The 17,870-nt window shown below is 60.3% G+C and carries 15 protein-coding genes and 1 tRNA gene; 2 read left to right on the plus strand and 14 right to left on the minus strand.

Annotated features, from left to right (window positions below):
• Positions 1-24: 24 nt before the first annotated feature.
• The 3 genes from ABIE63_RS12945 to ABIE63_RS12955 form a co-directional block, all read right to left on the minus strand.
• The gene (locus tag ABIE63_RS12945) at positions 25-999 is read right to left on the minus strand and encodes a hypothetical protein (protein WP_354504937.1); all 975 of its coding nucleotides are present in this window, start codon (positions 997-999) and stop codon (positions 25-27) included.
• 30 nt (positions 1,000-1,029) lie between these two features.
• Positions 1,030-3,474, minus strand: coding sequence for a hypothetical protein (locus tag ABIE63_RS12950; protein ID WP_354504938.1), 2,445 nt, complete (start codon positions 3,472-3,474; stop codon positions 1,030-1,032).
• A gap of 319 nt (positions 3,475-3,793) precedes the next feature.
• Positions 3,794-3,870: transfer RNA gene (locus ABIE63_RS12955), tRNA-Pro, on the minus strand.
• 159 nt (positions 3,871-4,029) lie between these two features.
• Between ABIE63_RS12955 and ABIE63_RS12960 the strand changes: the two genes are divergently transcribed.
• Positions 4,030-4,533: a rhodanese-like domain-containing protein gene (locus tag ABIE63_RS12960; protein WP_354504939.1), complete on the plus strand. Its 504-nt coding sequence runs from the start codon at positions 4,030-4,032 to the stop codon at positions 4,531-4,533.
• 16 nt (positions 4,534-4,549) lie between these two features.
• On the opposite strand, the gene ABIE63_RS12965 is transcribed toward ABIE63_RS12960, so the two are convergent.
• The 7 genes from ABIE63_RS12965 to ABIE63_RS12995 all read right to left on the minus strand — a co-directional run bounded on the left by ABIE63_RS12965 (position 4,550) and on the right by ABIE63_RS12995 (position 12,977).
• Positions 4,550-5,314, minus strand: a complete 765-nt coding sequence (locus tag ABIE63_RS12965) for a hypothetical protein (protein WP_221205938.1) — start codon at positions 5,312-5,314, stop codon at positions 4,550-4,552.
• Positions 5,315-5,415: 101 nt separating this feature from the next.
• A complete protein-coding gene (locus ABIE63_RS12970; protein WP_354504940.1) occupies positions 5,416-6,294 on the minus strand; it encodes an SUMF1/EgtB/PvdO family nonheme iron enzyme in 879 nt (292 codons plus the stop codon).
• The gene (locus tag ABIE63_RS12975; protein ID WP_183417748.1) at positions 6,267-6,695 is read right to left on the minus strand and encodes a universal stress protein; all 429 of its coding nucleotides are present in this window, start codon (positions 6,693-6,695) and stop codon (positions 6,267-6,269) included. The genes ABIE63_RS12970 and ABIE63_RS12975 overlap by 28 nt, the downstream gene beginning before the upstream one ends.
• A 21-nt stretch (positions 6,696-6,716) precedes the next feature.
• Positions 6,717-9,362 carry a TRAP transporter permease gene (locus ABIE63_RS12980; protein ID WP_354504941.1) on the minus strand — a complete coding sequence of 882 codons (2,646 nt, stop codon included), beginning with the start codon at positions 9,360-9,362 and terminating at the stop codon, positions 6,717-6,719.
• A 109-nt stretch (positions 9,363-9,471) separates the two neighbouring features.
• On the minus strand, positions 9,472-10,455 hold the full coding sequence (locus ABIE63_RS12985; protein ID WP_183417746.1) for a TAXI family TRAP transporter solute-binding subunit: 984 nt from the start codon (positions 10,453-10,455) through the stop codon (positions 9,472-9,474).
• A 327-nt stretch (positions 10,456-10,782) separates the two neighbouring features.
• On the minus strand, positions 10,783-11,637 hold the full coding sequence (locus ABIE63_RS12990) for a 3-keto-5-aminohexanoate cleavage protein (protein WP_354504942.1): 855 nt from the start codon (positions 11,635-11,637) through the stop codon (positions 10,783-10,785).
• Positions 11,637-12,977: an aspartate aminotransferase family protein gene (locus ABIE63_RS12995; RefSeq protein ID WP_354504943.1), complete on the minus strand. Its 1,341-nt coding sequence runs from the start codon at positions 12,975-12,977 to the stop codon at positions 11,637-11,639. Before ABIE63_RS12995 ends, ABIE63_RS12990 begins: the two co-directional genes overlap by 1 nt.
• A gap of 151 nt (positions 12,978-13,128) precedes the next feature.
• On the opposite strand from ABIE63_RS12995, the gene ABIE63_RS13000 reads away from it, so the two are divergent.
• Positions 13,129-13,644 (plus strand): adenine phosphoribosyltransferase, encoded by a 516-nt coding sequence (locus ABIE63_RS13000; RefSeq protein WP_354504944.1) that lies wholly within the window; start codon positions 13,129-13,131, stop codon positions 13,642-13,644.
• 153 nt (positions 13,645-13,797) lie between these two features.
• Here the strand turns inward: ABIE63_RS13000 and ABIE63_RS13005 are convergent, their stop codons facing one another.
• From ABIE63_RS13005 to hflK, 4 genes are all read right to left on the minus strand, one after another.
• Positions 13,798-15,261 carry a DegQ family serine endoprotease gene (locus ABIE63_RS13005; RefSeq protein WP_354504945.1) on the minus strand — a complete coding sequence of 488 codons (1,464 nt, stop codon included), beginning with the start codon at positions 15,259-15,261 and terminating at the stop codon, positions 13,798-13,800.
• A 173-nt stretch (positions 15,262-15,434) separates the two neighbouring features.
• Entirely contained in the window at positions 15,435-15,623 is a 189-nt protein-coding gene (locus ABIE63_RS13010) for a DUF2065 family protein (protein ID WP_354504946.1), read from the minus strand.
• Between the two features lie 43 nt (positions 15,624-15,666).
• On the minus strand, positions 15,667-16,554 hold the full coding sequence (locus tag ABIE63_RS13015) for a protease modulator HflC (RefSeq protein ID WP_354504947.1): 888 nt from the start codon (positions 16,552-16,554) through the stop codon (positions 15,667-15,669).
• A 19-nt stretch (positions 16,555-16,573) separates the two neighbouring features.
• On the minus strand, positions 16,574-17,731 hold the full coding sequence (hflK, locus tag ABIE63_RS13020) for an FtsH protease activity modulator HflK (RefSeq protein ID WP_354504948.1): 1,158 nt from the start codon (positions 17,729-17,731) through the stop codon (positions 16,574-16,576).
• Positions 17,732-17,870: the final 139 nt, after the last annotated feature.

Raw genomic sequence — 17,870 nt, forward strand, 5'->3', positions numbered from 1 at the left:
TGGCAATTTGCTAAAAGCACAGAGCTAGGGCTCGATGAGATCGCGGTCCAGCAGGGTCTGGATGAAGGTCTCCTCGTCCATGCCGGGCTTGACGGCGGGGTGGTAGACAAGGGCAAGGGCGGCCAGCGCCCGGGCCTGCTCGTCCGGTGTCACGGGGCCCGGATCGAAGAACCATGCTTCTGTCGGGTGCAGGCCCAGCGCCACGGTCATGGCCCGGAAAAGGCAGTGATCCACCGTCGGTTCGCCGAGGCGGTGATGGATGCTTATGAGCGGCCTGTGCATGCGGTAGCGCTCCGCCGTCGGCATCCCGCCTCCGCCCTTCCAGGACAGGCCGGTGACGAATAAACCCGGTTTGATTCGGCAACCCTGTTCGGTCATGCGTTCATCGATACCGCGCTGGATGTACATCGCTCCTTTATAGCGGTACTCGGGTTTCCACCGCTTCAATGAAGAGTAGACGCTGATCTGGGCGTTGGTCTCGGGATCACCTGGCGGGTCTTGCGTTCCGTACTTGTCATACCCTTCCGGCAGGGCCGGGACCGTCGAGCGAATGCGGTTGTATAGGGCCACCACCTCGCGGTCGCCCTCTCTTCCTTCACCGGAGTTCCGCAATGCCACCGGCCTCTGGTCGAAGCGGCGGATGACAAGGCCATAGTCCGGGTCGGAGGCGTCCTCGGGAAAGAAATAGCGCTTGAGATCAGCGCGCGAGAGGCGCGACAGCGCGTCCGGGCCCGGCGGCGCGATCTCCGGCCAGGGCGGAAAGACCGCTGGCGCCGCCTCGATCTCCTCCGGCGGCAGAAGACGCCCGTAGCCATCGTCGGTCCATTGCTTCCAGAATACGGGCGCCCATCCGCCAATCATGTACATCGTGGCCCCAAAGGCTCCGGCAATCGCGCCGCGCCTCATCTGTTTCCTGAGCGTGTTACCCTTCTTCATGCGAGGAAAGGTAGCAATGCCTAAGCAGAGAAAACAACCGGAAATACGCAATCCTGTTGTCACTCCACCGCTCCTTCCAGGCCGAGCCTGCAGTCACTGCCTGCGCAAGGTCTTGAACCCCTCGCTGGCCGCAGCCCCGATCCCTGTATCCACCAGATCGAACCCGGGCTTGGGCGTGAGCTTGATCCCGCCCGCGAGCGATCCGGCAAAAGCAGCCACAAACTTCGCATCACCGATATCATCAATGATAGCAATGGCCTTGGCCGGATCTTCCTTCAGCAGCCGCGGCAGGGCCGCCAGATCCGCAGGATCAATTCCCTGGCGGGCGAGAAACGTTGCTGCTCCATTGGCCACGAAACCGATGACAGCCCCAAGGCTGGCACCGAACGCGGCTCCTGCAGGCCCCCCGGTGGCGCCCGTCACGAGCCCGGCAAGGGCGCCCCCGGCAGCCCCGTCCAGCGTTGCCTCAGCGACATTGAAAAGTTCGTCGCGCAACTGCTCCGGACTTTCGGCTGTCTCCATCAGCGCCGCCAGCGCCCTGGCTGCATCCAGCTTGACCAGTGGCTCGGCCGCCTCGTCGAAAGCCGCCTGCGCATCCGCCGCCTTATCGACCGCGGCCTGCTGCGATGCCTTGAGGCCGCGCAGCTGCCGGCGTTCGCGGGCGTTCAGTCCCTCTCCGGCCCGCTTCTGCTCCAGCGCCTCGATCTCCGTGGCAAGGCGGTCGAGCTCCCGGTTTGCTTCTTCGAGAACGCCGGCCTGGGTGGTCATGCGGCCGATGTTATCCAAAGCGTTATCGAAATACTGCGATGCCTCCGCCGTCAGGCTGCCATCCTGCTCCGCTTCGCCGCGCAGGCCGGCAACGAAATCCGCAGCGGCCCCGGCGTTTTCCGGCTTGTCCAGCGCGCGCTCTTCGAGTTCGCGCAGGCCCGCCACGACGCCAGCGGCCTGCACCTGTCCGACAACCGGATCATCCGTTCCGAAGACAGTCTCCGCCTCGGCCTTCGCGCTGGCGGGATCCAGGGAGCCGGTGACGAGGCGTTCCATGATCGCATCCCGCGCCTCTGTGCGAACCTTGCCGAGTTGGTCCTCCGCGCGCTCGATCTCTGCACTCACCGCTTGCTGGCGCTGACCCCGGGTTGCGGGATCGTCGCGATCCTCTGCCGTATCGCGCGACATGGCCCGTTGGCGGCGGCGCTGCCGTTCCAGTTCGCGTTCCGCCGCATCGATGGCCTCGAAACTGCGCCGGGCCGCAGCGCCGAGAGGTTGAACGTCACGTTCCCGGGCCTGCGCATCGCTCTGCCGGGGCGCCTCGTTACGCTCGGCATCGAAGTCGGCGGGCGGGTCTTCGGGACTGGTGGCCGTAGTTGCCCCGGAAGAAGCGTCGCTCTGGAATCCGGTGTCGGCGCTGGCGATCTGGATGGCTTCGGTCTCATCGCCGGAAGCAAGGCGGGCGCGCTCTCGGCCTTCAGCCAGCGCATCGATAGCCCGCGTGTCATCGCGCCGTGCAGCGCGGGCCTCGTCGGTGGTGTCGGTGCCGGTGGTGGCGCTGCCCCCGCTGCCCTCACCCTTCGAGACGGCTGCTGGCGCAGCCTCCTCAGGGTGAGGAGTGGCGGTGATATCGTCCCCCTTCGAGGCCCCGCCCTTCGAGACAGGGTCGTTCGACCCCTCAGGGTGAGGGCCCTTCAACCCTTTGCTGTTCTCCGTCTCACCTTCATCCTGAGGAGGTGACGCAGTCACCGTCTCGAAGGATGGCGAGGGCACGCTTGTCTCGCGGATGGCTTTCTCGCCCGCCAGGGCGGCCATCATGGCCTTGGCCTCCTCGGCGCGGGTGGCAATCAGCTTGGCGGTCAAGGGGTCATCGGCGTTGGCGCTCTGTTCGGCCAGCGTGGTCTCGGCCGCCGAGATCAGGCCTTCGGCCTCCAGCAGGTCATCCTCGTCGGTATCGGGCAGCCGGGCATTCAGGAACGCCAGGGGATCACCCTGGTTGCGCGCGCCCTCGCCCCCAAAGGGACGGTTCAAGGCGCTGCGGACCATCTCGGTGGTTTGCATCGGCTGGTCCTCCTGGCGCTTGGCGCCCCGCCCCGTCGTCAAGGCGATGGAGGTGGACTTGCCCGCGCCTCTTGCTTGCGTTCCCTGTCCGGGCTCGCGCCCGTCCCCGCCTCTTGTTTGCGTTCCCTGTCCGGGCTGACGCCCGTCCCCGCCTCTTGCCCGCTCCTTGGGGTCCTTGAAGCCGATGGCCCCACGGGACCCGAAGGAAAAGCCCGCCGTCTCCATCTCAGCCCGCAGACGCGCACCCAAAGCGCCTTCCTTCCTGCGCGCCTGGTCCAGCAACTGACGGCCCATCTTCATGGAAAGGTCCATCGCCCCCATGGGCTCCGCCTCCAGGGCCGCGCCCTTGGCCTCCGCCCGCTGTTCCATCGCGCGTACCAGGAAGGGATTGCCCAGGGGGTTTACGCGTTTCCCTCTCTCCCGATCACCACCGTTCTTGTTTTTCTTGTCATTCTCGTCGTCGCTATCCGGCCCGAAGGGAAACTGCATGGCTCACTCCACTGAAGAAATAAAAGCGCTCTCCCGTTGAAGGAACTAAAAACAACGGAAGAGCGCCCGAGGCGCGGAACAGTAGTTTCCGTCGCGCCTCTTGTTGTATTGTCTATAAAAATAGTAGAAAACTTGAAAACAGCAATTTAACTTTTGTATCGTTTTGTCCCGAAAGAAAAGCGTGGGAATAGCTTAGTGGGAGTCCGCAAGAGGCAGCCGGTGAATGGAAGCTGGAAGATGGCGGCGGGGCGGCCTGGGGGATGGAAATGCAAGAAGGGCCGCGTCCCTTGCGAGGATGCGGCCCTTCAACTGCCTAGACTGGTCGGGGAGAGAGGATTCGAACCTCCGGCCCCTACGTCCCGAACGTAGTGCTCTACCAGGCTGAGCTACTCCCCGTCAGGCGAGCCGCGTTATAGCCAAGCTTATGGTCATGCGCAAGGGAAACGACCAGGGGAGGGTGATTGGCTGCCTATGCTCAAACGCGACCCTTTCACTTCTGCTTGAAGATGAGGCGGGTTTCTTGTGACCGACTGTGGATAGGCATAGATTGCCTTCATGACGAGGTTGGCGCGAAAGAACGGACTATTTGCCAGTCGCCGCCGTTTTCTTGGTGTGGCGGCGGGTGTTCTGCTGCTTGGCGTGGTGGGACCCTCCGTTGGAGATTTCGTCCGGGCACAGAGTGCCGAGCAGCGTCACCTGCAAGCGGACAAAGCAGCCGAGATGATTGGCCGCAACGCGCTGATGCTGGTTGATGTCCGGTCGCCTCGCGAATGGCGTGACACCGGCATTCCGAAATCCGCGCGTACCGTCACGATTCACGATCCTGAGGGATTCGTTGCCTTCGTGGAAAAGATCGTTGCCGCGAGTGACGGCGACCTAAATCGGCCGGTTGGCCTGATCTGCGCCGCTGGCGTGCGCTCCTCCTATGCCTACAAATTGCTGCAGGAGCGCGGCTTCACGAATGTCTACAACGTCACCGAGGGGATGTTTGGCAATCCCAACTATGGCCCGGGCTGGCTGAAGCGGGACTTGCCGATTGAGCCTTGCGAAGACTGCTAGCGCGACGCGTCTGGCGTCACGCGGCGTTACGCTTCTCCAGCGCCCGGCCGATCGCCTGGATTTGCCCCTCGACACTGATATCCATGATCGAGGTGACTTCAAGGTTGCGGTCCTCGTAGACATCCTCACCGGGGTGCTCCAATTGCCATTCCTGGACGAAGCGGTCCCGAGCCCGGATCAACTGCGATATCTGCGGCTTGTAGAGTTGCAGGAAGGCCGTGATCCAGCGATTGACGGGCCAGGAGGGGCGGGTGTGGTCGATTTCGAAGTAACCCAGCATGGCAATCACGTCATCGGCCTTGTACCAGACTTCGCCGGTAACCCAGCGGTTGGTCGTGAACAGGCGGAAAGGGAGCCCGGCAGAATCCATGGATATCGCTATCAAGTGGCTAAGCTTATCGTTTGAGTCTTTGGGCATTTTGGCGCCTGGAACATCGGCCGGTTTGATCCCCTTGGGCATGCCCTTTGGGCGCAGGAAGGTGTGGAGGTGGCCGTGTTCCCGGTCGAAACGCTCTTCGAAGGGGTGGGCGTGGTAGTAGTACTGGGAATGAGTCTCCGAGTCATAGACATCGCCGGGCGGATAGTGATCCCACTCATAGAAGGTTCCGTTGTCGCGCAACAACTCGCCCACGACGTTGTCGCCCGTCTTTGCGAGTACGCGGTGCACGTTCAGCACTTCATGGCCGGCTTCGGCCATGCGCCGGAGTTCCTTTTCCGAAAGCTTGTCAAAATCCACTGTTGCAGTGACGGCCGCCTTACTGACGATCTCCACGTTCCGCATCGGGTCCCTACCTTTCTTCCCGCTTGGGGGGCGGGTTGTCGCAATTCCTCCGCAGGCTATGAGCTTCGCGGGAAAACGCAAGAGGCTCGCGTTGTTTTGTCTTAATCGTGAGAGCGCACAAGCCGAAAGCCTATCAGGATATGCTTCAGGGTTTCGGGCCGCCCGTGCCTGGCGGCGGGCCGGCAGATGCCGCAGCCCGAATCGTCCCAGGAGCCACCCTTTACGATGAAACGGCCTGACCGTTCCGGTGTGGCGGTCCACTCGAACACCTGCCCGGCGGCATCCAACAGCCCAAAAGGGCTGGCGCCTTGCAGAAAAGACCCGACCGGCAGTGTATCGAAGGGACCGGCGTCGTGGCTGTTGAGAAAACTGGCATCAAAAACGTCGCCCCAAGGAAAGCGCCTCCCGTCGGTTCCGCGCGCCGCCTTCTCCCATTCAGCCTCGCTCGGCAGACGCCAGTTCTGGCCGGTCCGCAGGCTAAGCCAAGCGGCGTAAGCCATGGCGTCGGCGTGGGTCACTAACACCACCGGGTGGTTGCCGCGCCCCGCAGGGTAGCCGCCGTCGCCCCAGGCATGCCGCCGCGTTCGTTCGTAGGGATGAATCAGCTTGTAGCCGGCCCATGTGTCTGGGTCGACGTCGGGGGCCGGGTGCTCGCTGGCCGCCACAAAGGCTGCATACTGAGCATTGGTTATGGGTGCTCGCGTGATGGCATACGCCGGTAGCTCTAGTATCTGCCGATCCGGCTCATTCTCGTACCATTTCCATTGCCGGGTTCTTTGATGGCCATACGCCGCTTCGTCCAGCTGATAGGCTGCTTCACGCTCGGTTCGGTCCGAACCAATGATGAATGGCCCGGCTGGAATTTTGATGGTTTCCGGGAGGGAGACATCGTCCGACTTCGCAGCGCAAGCCGCCAACACCAAGGCGGTCAGGAAAATGGCGAACCAAAGGGTTAACTGCGCACCACCAGGACGGAGCAATTTGCGTGCCCCACGACCTTCATTGTGTTGGGGCCGATCAGATGGTCTGAAACTTCCGGTCGGTGAGAGGCCATGACGATAAGGTCGCACTTTGTTTCCTCCGCATAGCGCAGGATTTCCCGGTAGGCCGCACCGTGCCCAACGATGTGCTGTACGGCTAGGCCTTCCGGAATGGCTTTTCCAGAGAAGGAATGGAGATCATTCTTCGCTTTCTCAAGCACCTTCTTCTCGTAGTCGGGCGGGAAAAATCCGCCGACGATAGACATCCCGAAATCCGGAACCACAGTGATTAGATGAAGCCGGGCGTCGAACTGCTGCGCAAAGGCGACAGCACTGGCGACCGCGTTGGACTGAGTATTCTCGTGGGCCAAGTCGACGGCAAGCAGTATGTCTTTGTACAATGCCTGTCTCCCAGTTTGCGTTTAAAAAGCGGGTACGTCAGTGCGTCGCCGCTGCAACATGATGACCAACGCCAAGAGAAGCAATGCCGGTATGTAGAAGATCTCCTTGGGCAAGCGATCGCGCTCCAGCTCGATGGCGACCAACTTAACGGGCGGGTCTCCATAGAAATCGAAATCCGCAAGTTTCTGCCCTGGCACACTGCCGCTGGGTCCAAAACGGAAAGGCTCTTCCAGAACCACATCGTCGCCATCGATCATGACAACGAAGTCCTCGCGGGCCAGACGCGCCTCACCATCCGGTTCGGCGTCGCCCATGGGCAGGAGGAAGTGCAGGCTTTGAACCTTGTCCGGATTTCGGATGGTCGGCCCTTCGATCACCAGCCGCAGCTCCGCGCCAGCTTCGACCGCGCCGGCTATTTCGGCGATTTCCGTTGGCGGACGCTGTTCGTAAGGTGGTTCCAGCAGATCAAGCCAGAATCCGGGCCGGAATAGCGTGAAGGCAATGACCAACAAAGCGACGGCTTCCCATACCTTGTTGCGTGCAAAGAAGTAACCTTGAGTGCCTGCCGCGAATAAGAGCATCGCGAAAGTAGCCACGATGAAGACAGCGATTGCCTCGATCACCGTAACGTCGATCAGCAGCAAGTCCGTGTTGAAGATGAACAGGAACGGCAGCGCCACGGTTCGCAAGGAATAGTAAAAGGCCGTCACGCCGGTCTTGATCGGATCGCCGCCTGAGATGGCCGCTGCCGCGAAAGAAGCAAGACCAACAGGCGGCGTCACATCCGCCATGATACCGAAGTAGAAAACGAAAAGGTGAACCGCAATCAGGGGCACGATCAGGCCATTTTGGGCGCCGACCTCGACCACCACGCCGGCCATTAGAGATGAGACGACGATATAGTTTGCGGTTGTTGGCAAGCCCATGCCGAGGATCAAACTGAATACCGCGACCAGGGCCAGCATGACCATCAAGCTACCGCCTGATAAGAACTCGATGAAAGTCCCGACGACTTGGTGCGCGCCGGTCAGGGAAATCGTGCCTACGATGATACCGGCGATGGCGGTAGCCACCGCTATGCCAATCATATTGCGCGCGCCCGCCAGCAACCCCTCGTAGAGCTCCAATGCCCCCTGTTTGAAGCCGACGAGGAAATTCAGTTGGCCACGGAACAGGGCCTTCAAAGGGTGCTGTGTCAGCAAAATGAAGATCATGGCGATCGTCGCCCAGTAGGCGGACAAGCCCGGAGAAAGGCGCTCCAGCATCAGGCACCAGACCAGCGTTACGATAGGAAGCAGATAATAAAGGCCGGACAGCACTGTCGGCCGGACCTCCGGCAACTCCACGACGGGGGAATTGGGATCGTCGATCTCAAGATCCGGCACGCGTGAAGATAAGAACAGCAGCGCGACGTAAACTGCGACGAACAGAAGACTTACCACGTAAAAGGTTGAATCGCCGGCGGCGACCTTGATCCATCCAAGTCCGTAGTAAACCGCTGCTGCCAGCACGCCGATGCCGACAAAACCGCCGAGCATTCCGGTCAGTTTTTGTAGGACCGTGCGCGCAGGCCCGGGCCGTGGCAGGCCCTTCATATCGGCTTTCAAGGCTTCCAGATGAACGATGTAAAGCAGGGCAATATAGGAAATCGATGCCGGCAGCACCGCGTGGCGAACGACCTCCAGGTAACTTACGCCTGCGTACTCGATCATCAGGAAGGCCGCCGCACCCATGACGGGCGGCATGATCTGGCCGTTTACCGACGACGCCACCTCGGTCGCACCCGCCTTCTCGGCGCTGAATCCGACCCGCTTCATGAGCGGGATGGTGAACGTTCCAGTGGTGACGGTATTGGCGATGGATGATCCGGAAATCAGGCCGGTCATCGCTGAGGAAACAACAGCCGCTTTCGCCGGGCCGCCGCGCAGATGCCCGAGCAGGGCGAAAGCCACCTTGATCAGGTAGTTTCCGGCGCCGCCCTTATCGAGAAGCGACCCGAACAGCACGAATAGAAAGATCATCGAAGCGGAAACACCCGCCGCGATTCCAAAGACGCCTTCGGTCTGCATCCAGAAGTGCCACATGGCCTTGCCATAGGAGGCGCCTTTCCACTGGATGACATCGGGAATGAAGCTCTTGTCGCCAAAGAAGACGTAGACGAGGAAAACGGAGGAGACGATGACCAAAGGCAGTCCGAGCGCGCGATAGGCCGCGATCATCAGGACCACCATGCCGATGCTGGACATCACCAGGTCGCCGGTCGTCGGCAGGCCGGCGCGCACTGCGATGTTATCCTTGAACACGAAAAGATAGAGACAAGCGGCAACACCAGCGAGACCCAGCAGCCAGTCGTACCAGGGAATCGAATCGCGTGGCGAGGACTTGAAGAGCGGATAAGACATGGCCGCCAGCATGAGGGCAAAGGCGACGTGAATAACGCGGGCATCGTCCAGATTGAAGATCAGGTTGATACCGAAAACGCTATGAATGACAGAGGGGATGTTAGAGGCGTAGTAAAGCTGAAACAGCGACCAGGTTAGCGCGGTCAGGGTCATTAAAAGAGCGACGAAACCCGTAGGCTGCCGGTTGCCGGTATCTGTCGAGGCGACAAGATCTTCGAGATCAACGGCAGGGGCAGTGGTCCGGTCAGTCGATTTTTCGCTCATGATGTTCCCCCGGAAAAACGTCGCAGCGGCACGCTGCCTCAGCAACAAAGCCCAATAAAGCAGGTAGTGAGGACGCCGATCATATAACCGGCGTCCTCATTCCTGGACCTTACATCAGTCCAAGTTCCTTGTAGGCCTTGACGGCACCGTCATGCAGCGGCGCGGATAGTGCATCGCGGATCATTTCCTCCGCTTTCAGATGCTCGAAAGCGGGGTGCAGCTTCCGGAAATCATCAAGGTTCGACATGACAGCCTTGGCAACCACGTAAACGACTTCATCGGGAACGTCGGCGGAAGATACGAAGGTCGCGCCGACACCAAAGGTGTTCACGTCTTCGGCGTTGCTCGAATACATGCCGCCGGGGATCGTCGCGTGACGGAAGTACGGATTGTCAGCAACCAGCTTATCGATCGCATCGCCGGTGGCGTTGACAAGGATCGCATCACAGGTTGATACGGTCTCCTGTGTCAGCGCTGAGGGGTGACCCACCAGCCAGAAGTAGGCGTCGATCTTGTTGTCGCAAAGTGCTTGTCCGGTTTCGGCGGACTTCAACTCGGCGGCAAGAGCCAGATCGTCACGGGACCAGCCCAATGCTTCTTCGATCACTTCCCAGGTGCCACGCGTACCGGAACCGGCATTGCCGATGTTCAGGCGCTTGCCTTTGATATCGGTAATGTTGGCAATGCCCGCATCCTTACGGGCCACGATCGTGACCGGCTCGGCGTGCACCGAGAAAACCGCGCGCAGGTTCTCGAAGGGGCCCTGGTCCGCAAAGCTGGAGGTGCCATGATAGGCATGATACTGCCAGTCGGACTGGGCTACACCGAATTCAAGCTCACCGGTGCGGATGGTGTTGATGTTGTAAATCGAACCGCCGGTGGATTCCACCGAACAGCGAATGCCGTGCTCCTTGCGGTTCTGGTTTACCAAACGGCAGATCGCGCCGCCCGTGGGATAGTAGACGCCGGTCACACCGCCTGTGCCGATCGAAATGAACTGCTGGTTCTGGGCTTTTGCTTCCTGGGTGCCGGTACCCAGCCAGGCGCCGGCAGCGAATGCCAGGGCCAAGGATGCGAATGCCAGTTTCCTCATGATTACTATATCTCCCAATCTTTTGTTTCGTCCTCGGTTGCTCTCTGAAGCGCTTCTTTACCAAGGCGCATGGATTGTTTGTTTCGTATCGCGTTGGCACCGATGGCATAGAGCTAAAAATAGCCCCATGCCAGGGGACCTGGCAGGACGCACGGCAGACCGAATGGAATAGAAACCCACAAAGGCAGCGCGCAAAGCGATGCCTTCCAAGTGTACTCCCGGTGAATTCACTAACCTGTTCAGCCAGCGCTTTTGCCGCGCCTTGCCTTGGCCCTATTGAAGCGGACCTTATGCCAGAATTCTACCCCTAATATCAGAAGGGAGATTCTATGGCACTGTCTTGGCAGCCATTCTTAGAGTATCTGCGCTGGCAAGCGGGCGACCAATAGCGCGCGCGATTGCAACCGCTTGCGCGATCAACGCGGCATTGTTGGGGGCCGGGGTTCCGTCTGAAAGAAGCAGGTTGTTCTCGAACCCAACCCGAGCATGGCCGCCAAGGGTCGCTGCGGCCGCGGCGCAAGCTGCCTCTTTCGGGCCGAAGGCGCACAGCGCCCAGCTATAGTTTGGTTTGTTGGCGCGCAGGAAAGGCAACAGATCGCTTGGCTCAGACCGCTGTCCGGCCGTGTAGCGGCCGAGAACGAACAGCAAGGACTGCGCTTGGATCGGCAGTTTGCCGGTATCCCGCAGGCTGCTGAACCACTGCAGATCTTCCTCGGAATAGACGATGTATTGCGCCATGACGCCGCGCTCGGCCAATTCGTGAGTGAAGCGAGCCGCGTCCTTCTCCAGATTCGAGTCGGAGAAAAACTCCCGTACCGCCAAGCTGACCGCTTCCGGTTCCACGGCACGGACCGACGCCATCTGCTCGGCAGGGCTGTAACGGCCCACCGCTTCGGTCGTCATCTGGATTACGATCTTATTCCCGACTCGTTCGCGTATGGCGTCGATAGCCTCGCGATAGCGCCCGGGGTCCAGGCTGTGCTGGTCTTCGGCATCACGCACATGCAGGTGGATCATCGCTGCACCGGCGGCCAGGGATGCTTCAGCTTCTGCCGCCAGTTCCGCCGGAGTGATTGGCAGGGCAGGGTGGTCGCGTTTGGTCTTGCGTGCGCCGTTCGGGGCGACGGTTAGAACTAAGGGCTCCCAGGTTTGACTGGCGGGGTCGGGTGTCGGCTGGGTCATCAACCCGAAATTCCTTCTGAGCGCAGCACCTCGGACAGGCTGGCGGAAAGTTTCTCGACGAGCTCGTCGAGATGGCTGTCTTCCAGGATAAACGGGGGAGCCAGCAGCACGTGGTCGCCCTTCTTTCCATCGACGGTGCCGCCGCCTGGGTAGCACATCAGGCCCTTCTCCATGGCCTTGGCCTTGATCTTGGCGAAGATCTTGAGAGCGGGATCGAAGGGCTCTTTGCTGTCGCGGTCCGATACCAGTTCGATGCCCTGGAAGTAACCCCTCCCGCGAATGTCGCCAACGTAAGGATTCTGACCGAAGGCATGGGTCAAGCGTTCGGTCAGGGCCGAACCTTTGTCGCGCACTTTTGCGAGGAGGCCTTCTTGTTCGATCACCTGTTGCACCGCAAGGGCGCCAGCACAGGCCGTTGGATGGCCGATATAGGTGAAGCCATGATGAAAAAAGCCGCTGCCTTGCTCGATGGCATCGAAAATCGCGCCTGAGACCAGACAGGCGCCGATGGGCTGATAGCCGGCGCCCAAACCCTTGGCGCAGGTTAGGATATCGGGCGCGATTCCATCCTGTTCGCAAGCGTAGAGCGTGCCTGTCCGTCCCATCCCACTCATCACTTCATCAAGGATCAACAGTACGCCGTACTTGTCGCAAATCTCGCGAATGCGCTTGAAATAGCCAGGTGTGGGGGGCACCGCGCCAAGGGTCGCGCCGACGACGGTTTCAGCCAGGAAACCGATCACGCTGTCGGGCCCCAGTTCCAAAATCGCTGTCTCCAGCGTGTCGGCGGCGCGCAGGCTATAGGCCTCGATGCTTTCGTCCTGGTGCTGGTGACGATAGGCGTAGCAGGGGTCGATGTGGGTGGTGTTGATCAACAGCGGCTGAAACAGTTCGCGTCGTCCAGGATTGCCGCCGACGGCCAGGGCGCCAAGTGTGTTGCCGTGATAGCTCTGATTGCGCGCGATGAAGTGCCGGCGCTGAGGTTCGCCTTTCTCAACGAAATATTGCCGGGCCACTTTCATGGCGGTTTCGTTGGCTTCCGAGCCGCCGGAAAGGAAGTAGACCTTGTTCAACCCTGCCGGGGCTCTTTCGATCAGATGCCGGGCAAGTTGTTCGGTCGGTTCGTTCGTGAAGAAGGAAGTGTGGGCGTAGGGAATCTTGTCGAGCTGGGCCTTGATCGCCTCGATCACATGGCGGTTGCTATGGCCCAGGCAGGAGACGGCAGCACCGCCCGATGCGTCCAGATAGCGCTTGCCCGTGCTGTCGATGACATAGGGACCGTCGCCAGCGACGGCGACGGGGTAGTTGGCCTTGGTGTGACGGTGAAACACATAGGTCATGACGAAAGGCGCCTTTCTGGTCTCGGCGAGGTTTAACGTTGAGGACTCGAAGCTTACGAGCTTCGGCGATTGTGTCAAAGACTCCCGGTGGCTAGATTAGCCCCTGCATTCACAACCGACGAACCAACCTTTCCGAGGCCCGGGAGCGCTCATGAACCTCAAAGACCACATCGGCCACGTCCCTGATTTCCCAAAGCCGGGCATCCTTTTCTATGACATCTCACCCTTGTTGGCGCATCCGGCGGCTTGGAAGGCGACGGTTGAGCTGCTTGCGGGTGCGGTTTCAAGCCATAAGCCCGACGTTTTGGCCGGAATCGAGTCGCGTGGTTTCTTGGTGGCGGCGCCCCTGGCGCTATACATGGGCCTTGGATTCATAATGGTTCGCAAGCGTGGCAAGTTGCCTGGGCCAACCCAGCCTTACACCTATGACCTGGAATATGGCAGCGATACCATCGAAGTACAGAAAGGCGCCATCCAGCCGGGACAAAGGGTCGTTCTGCTGGACGATCTGCTGGCAACCGGCGGCACGTTAGCGGCCGCGACGGAGCTGCTGCGCGATGTCGGTGCCGATGTGCGCGGCGCGGCCTGTATCATCGAACTGGCTTTCCTCAAGGGGCGGGATCGCCTGTCCATCCCGATCGACAGCGCAATCTCCTACGATTCCTGATTCGAAAGAATGGGTTGTGGTCGGGCAACGGCCCGCGCCTCCAAAGCCGCGCCGAACTGCCGACGGTTCTTGACGCCCCCCAATGCAAAAACCCCCTGTGCCGAGCATTCGGGACAGGGGGCTTTGAAAGGCTGTTGAATTAGCCGGTGGCGGTTATTCCTCCAAGCGCAGAGCCACCCAGCTTGGATCACCGTCGCGCAGCACCAACAAGGTGACGACACGGTAACCTTCTTCCTTGGATTGGGTTATGCGCTTTGCCACTTCATCCGGTGTGGCGATGGGGTCCTGGTCTACTTCAAGGATCACGTCGCCGGGCTTCAAGCCCTTCTCGGCGGCGTTGCCCGAGGGATCGACATCGGTAATCACCACGCCTTCGATGTCGTCGGGCAAACCGAACTGCGCCCGTAGTTCGCCGTTGATGCCGGAGAGCGTCAGACCCAGCGCTTCGACCTTGCCGCCATCACTTCCTTCGCCCATGGGGGCGGGTTCCAGCGACGCCAGTTCGTCATCGCTTGGTAACTCGCCCAGCATCACCTGCACGGTCACCTTTTCCTTCTTGTCGCGCCAGACGACCACGTCCACGGACTTGCCGATCTGCGTTTCGGCCACCATGCGCGGAAGACGGCGCATATCCTCGACTTTCCTGTCGTTGAAACGCAGGATTACGTCGCCTTGGCGGATACCGGCCTCGGCGGCGGGGCCCTCCGGCGTGACCGAGGCTACCAGCGCACCCGTGGTCTCATCCAGTCCGAGACCTTCCGCAAGCTCGTCGGTGACGGTCTGAATGCGCACGCCCAACCAGCCGCGCTTGACCTCGCCGTTGTCGCGAAGCTGCAGAATGACATTCCGCGCAAGCTGCGAGGGAATGGCGAAACCAATGCCGACCGAACCGCCGGACGGAGAGAAAATCGCCGTATTCACACCGACAACTTCGCCGTCCATGTTGAACATCGGGCCGCCGGAGTTGCCTCGGTTGATTGCCGCATCCGACTGAATGAAATCGTCATAAGGGCCAGCGTTAATGTCGCGGGCGCGCGCCGAAACAATACCGGCCGTCACAGTACCGCCCAGGCCAAAGGGATTGCCGATGGCAATGATCCAGTCGCCAATCCGCAGTTCATCGGAATCGCCCCAATCAACCGAGGGCAGCGGTTCCTTCGGCTCGATCTTCAGCAACGCCAGATCAGTTTTCTCGTCCCGCCCGATTAGTGTCGCGTCATAGGTGCGATCATCCTGCAGGATAACCTTTATCTCCTCGGCGTCCTCGATCACGTGGTTATTGGTTACAACATAACCGCTGGCATCGATAATGAAGCCGGATCCAAGAGCCGAGGGCGCACGGCGCGGGCGCTCGGGCGCCGGTCTGCCGCGGCGCTCGAAGAACTCCTTGAAGAACTCCTCAAAATTCTGCGCCTGTCCTTCAGGCACCGCTTGCGTAGTTGAAATGTTGACCACCGAAGGCAAAAGCTTTTCTGCCAGATCGGCGAAACTTTCCGGCGTGCCTCGGGCATGGACCGAGGTCGCGCTGAGCAGAGGCATCAGCAGCAGCGCCAGCGCCAGGAACAATGCTCCCGGGCCGGTAACGGATGCGCGCGAGGATGCGTGAGCTATGGTCATGACTTGCTTGCTCCTTCGAATTGGTATCTCAACGAAAGCCGCGTTCTTTCGGTTGTCTCTGGTTCGGTGACCTTTGAGCGCTGCGGGAAAGTATCTCGGCATCGATTCCCATACTGCAGCCGCATCTGGGCAAGAATGTGGCTGTGGAACAGCAAAACGACAAGGTATGGCGCTCAGCCACGTACGAACCAGACTAAGAGCACGCCTGCCGCCAAGGCGAAGATTCCACCAACACGTCTAACTTCGACCGGCAGAGTAGAAAGGTGCAAGGCTGCTCTTTCCACGAGACGCGGAAAGGCGGCCAGCATCAGGCCCTCAATAACCATTACCAGTCCAAGTGCAACGAGCAATTCCTGCCACATGATGAGCTAAGGGGCGAACCGGTGGCTCGCCCCCATTTACCTCTTACTGCCCCGCCGGGACACCTTCTTCGCTGGTGCCGAAGAAGTTGAAGAACTCCATCTGCTTCGGGTCTAGAACCAGATAGCTGTTCGTGCCCTGCAACGACTGTTTGTAGGCTTCCATGGTACGGAAAAAGCGGAAAAACTCCGGGTCGGTGCTGTAGGCATTGGCCAGGGTCGTTGTTCGCAGTGCGTCGCCTTGGCCGCGTAGAATATCGGATTCCCGTTTGGCCTCGGCCCGGATGACGGTCGCCTCACGGTCGGCCGTGGCGCGGATGCGTTGGGCCTGTTCGAAGCCCTCTGCGCGAAACTCGGCCGCCTCGCGTTCGCGTTCCGACTGCATGCGGGCGAAGACGGACTTGCTGGTTTCCTCCGGCAAGTCGGCGCGGCCGATTCGAACGTCGACCACGTCGATACCGAAACGTCCGGCCTGGGTGTTCACCTTGGCTCGGATCTCCGCCATGATTTTGGTGCGCTCTTCGGAAAGTACGCTGGCCAAGTTGACGTTACCAAGCACGCTTCGAACCGAGGAGTTGATGATCTGGCCGAGCTGGCGCGACAATCCCTGCTCGGTCGTCACCGTCTGGTAGAAGCGCAGCGGGTTGGAAATCCGATAGCGCGCATAGGAGTTGACGTTGAGAGGCTTCTGGTCGGCCAGGATCACGCGCTCGACCGGCGGGTCGAAATTCAGCACCCGCTTTTCGTAGTAGATCACGTTCTGGATGAAGGGAACCTTCACGTTCAGCCCTGGCTCGGAAATCGTACGTTTCGGATCACCGAACTGCAGCACGATCACCTGCTTGGTTTCATCGACCACGAAGAGGGCGCTGGAGCCAAGGATGCCCAGAAGGACCACGATGACGCCCAGAATGAGAGGTAGCTTGCCTTTCATATCACTTTACCCTTTTCGCTCAGTTAGCCTGCCGCGGAGCGCCTGGGGCACCCTTACGCAGCTGGTCCAACGGCAGATATTGAATTGCGCCCCCTGCGCCTTCACCCAGAATGACCTTCTCGGTCGAGCCGAGGATGTCCTGCATGGTCTCTAGATACATGCGCTGGCGGGTGATCGCCGGTGCGGCCTTGTAAGCGTCGTACACTTCGACGAAGCGCTGGGCTTCACCCTCCGCCTCGTTGATGACCTGCTCACGGTAACCTTGGGCTTCCTGCAGCATTTGCTGCGCATCGCCACGGGCGCGTGGCAACAGATCATTGCGATAGGCCTCGGCTTCGTTGCGTTGCCTGTCGCGGTCCTGTAGGGCGCGCTGCACGTCGTTGAAGGCATCGATGACCTGTGCGGGAGGCTGCACGTTCTGCAACTTCACTTCGGTGATCTCGATACCGGCTTGATAATCGTCCAGCAACTGTTGCAGAAGGTTTTTGGTGCGCTGCTCAATGTCGCCGCGCGCTTCGGTCAATGCAGGCTGAATGTCGGTTTGGCCGATGACTTCGCGCATGGCGCTTTCAGCCACGACCTTCACCGTCGCTTCAGGGTCGCGAATCTTGAACAGGAACTCACCGGCGTTGGAGATTTTCCATTGCACCGAAAAATCAATGTCGATGATGTTCTGGTCGCCTGTAAGCATCAGGCTTTCTTCCTCGACATCTCTCTTGGCGCCGCCGCCGTCACGTCCCGCAACGGCGCGGAAACCTATATCAATGGCCTCGATACGTTCCACCGAAGGCGTGAAGACCTGACCCAGAGGATAGGGGAAGTTCCAATGCAGGCCCGGCTGGGTAATCTGATTGTCCCAGCGCCCGAACTTCAACTCCACGCCCTGCTGTTCCGGAAGGACGCGGTAGAGGCCCGAAAGCGCCCAGAGAATAGCACCGATGACCAGAATTCCCATCAAGGCGGTGCCACCGCCGAAACCACCTGGAATCAGGCTACGGACTCGATCCTGTCCTTTACGGATCAATTCTTCGATATCGGGTGGTTGTTGGCCGCCGCGTCCGCCGCCGCCCCAGGGATTGTTGCCCCGATTTCCACCACCGTTTCCAGAACCCGATCCCCAGGGTCCTCCGCTTCCGCCGCCTTGTGACTGCCAGGGCATTAAGTCGCACTCCGCCATTCTGCTTTATCCATCGTTGTGCATGCTACACAACTTCGCACCGGAACCCTATATAGGGCATGCGCGGCAAACAACCCATCACATCCGTGATGTTCGTTGACCGGGCCAGGGTGCATATCGGCAGGAAGATGGAGATTTC

This window comes from Limibacillus sp. MBR-115 (assembly GCF_040549425.1).
Taxonomy (GTDB): Bacteria; Pseudomonadota; Alphaproteobacteria; order Kiloniellales; family CECT-8803; genus Limibacillus; species Limibacillus halophilus.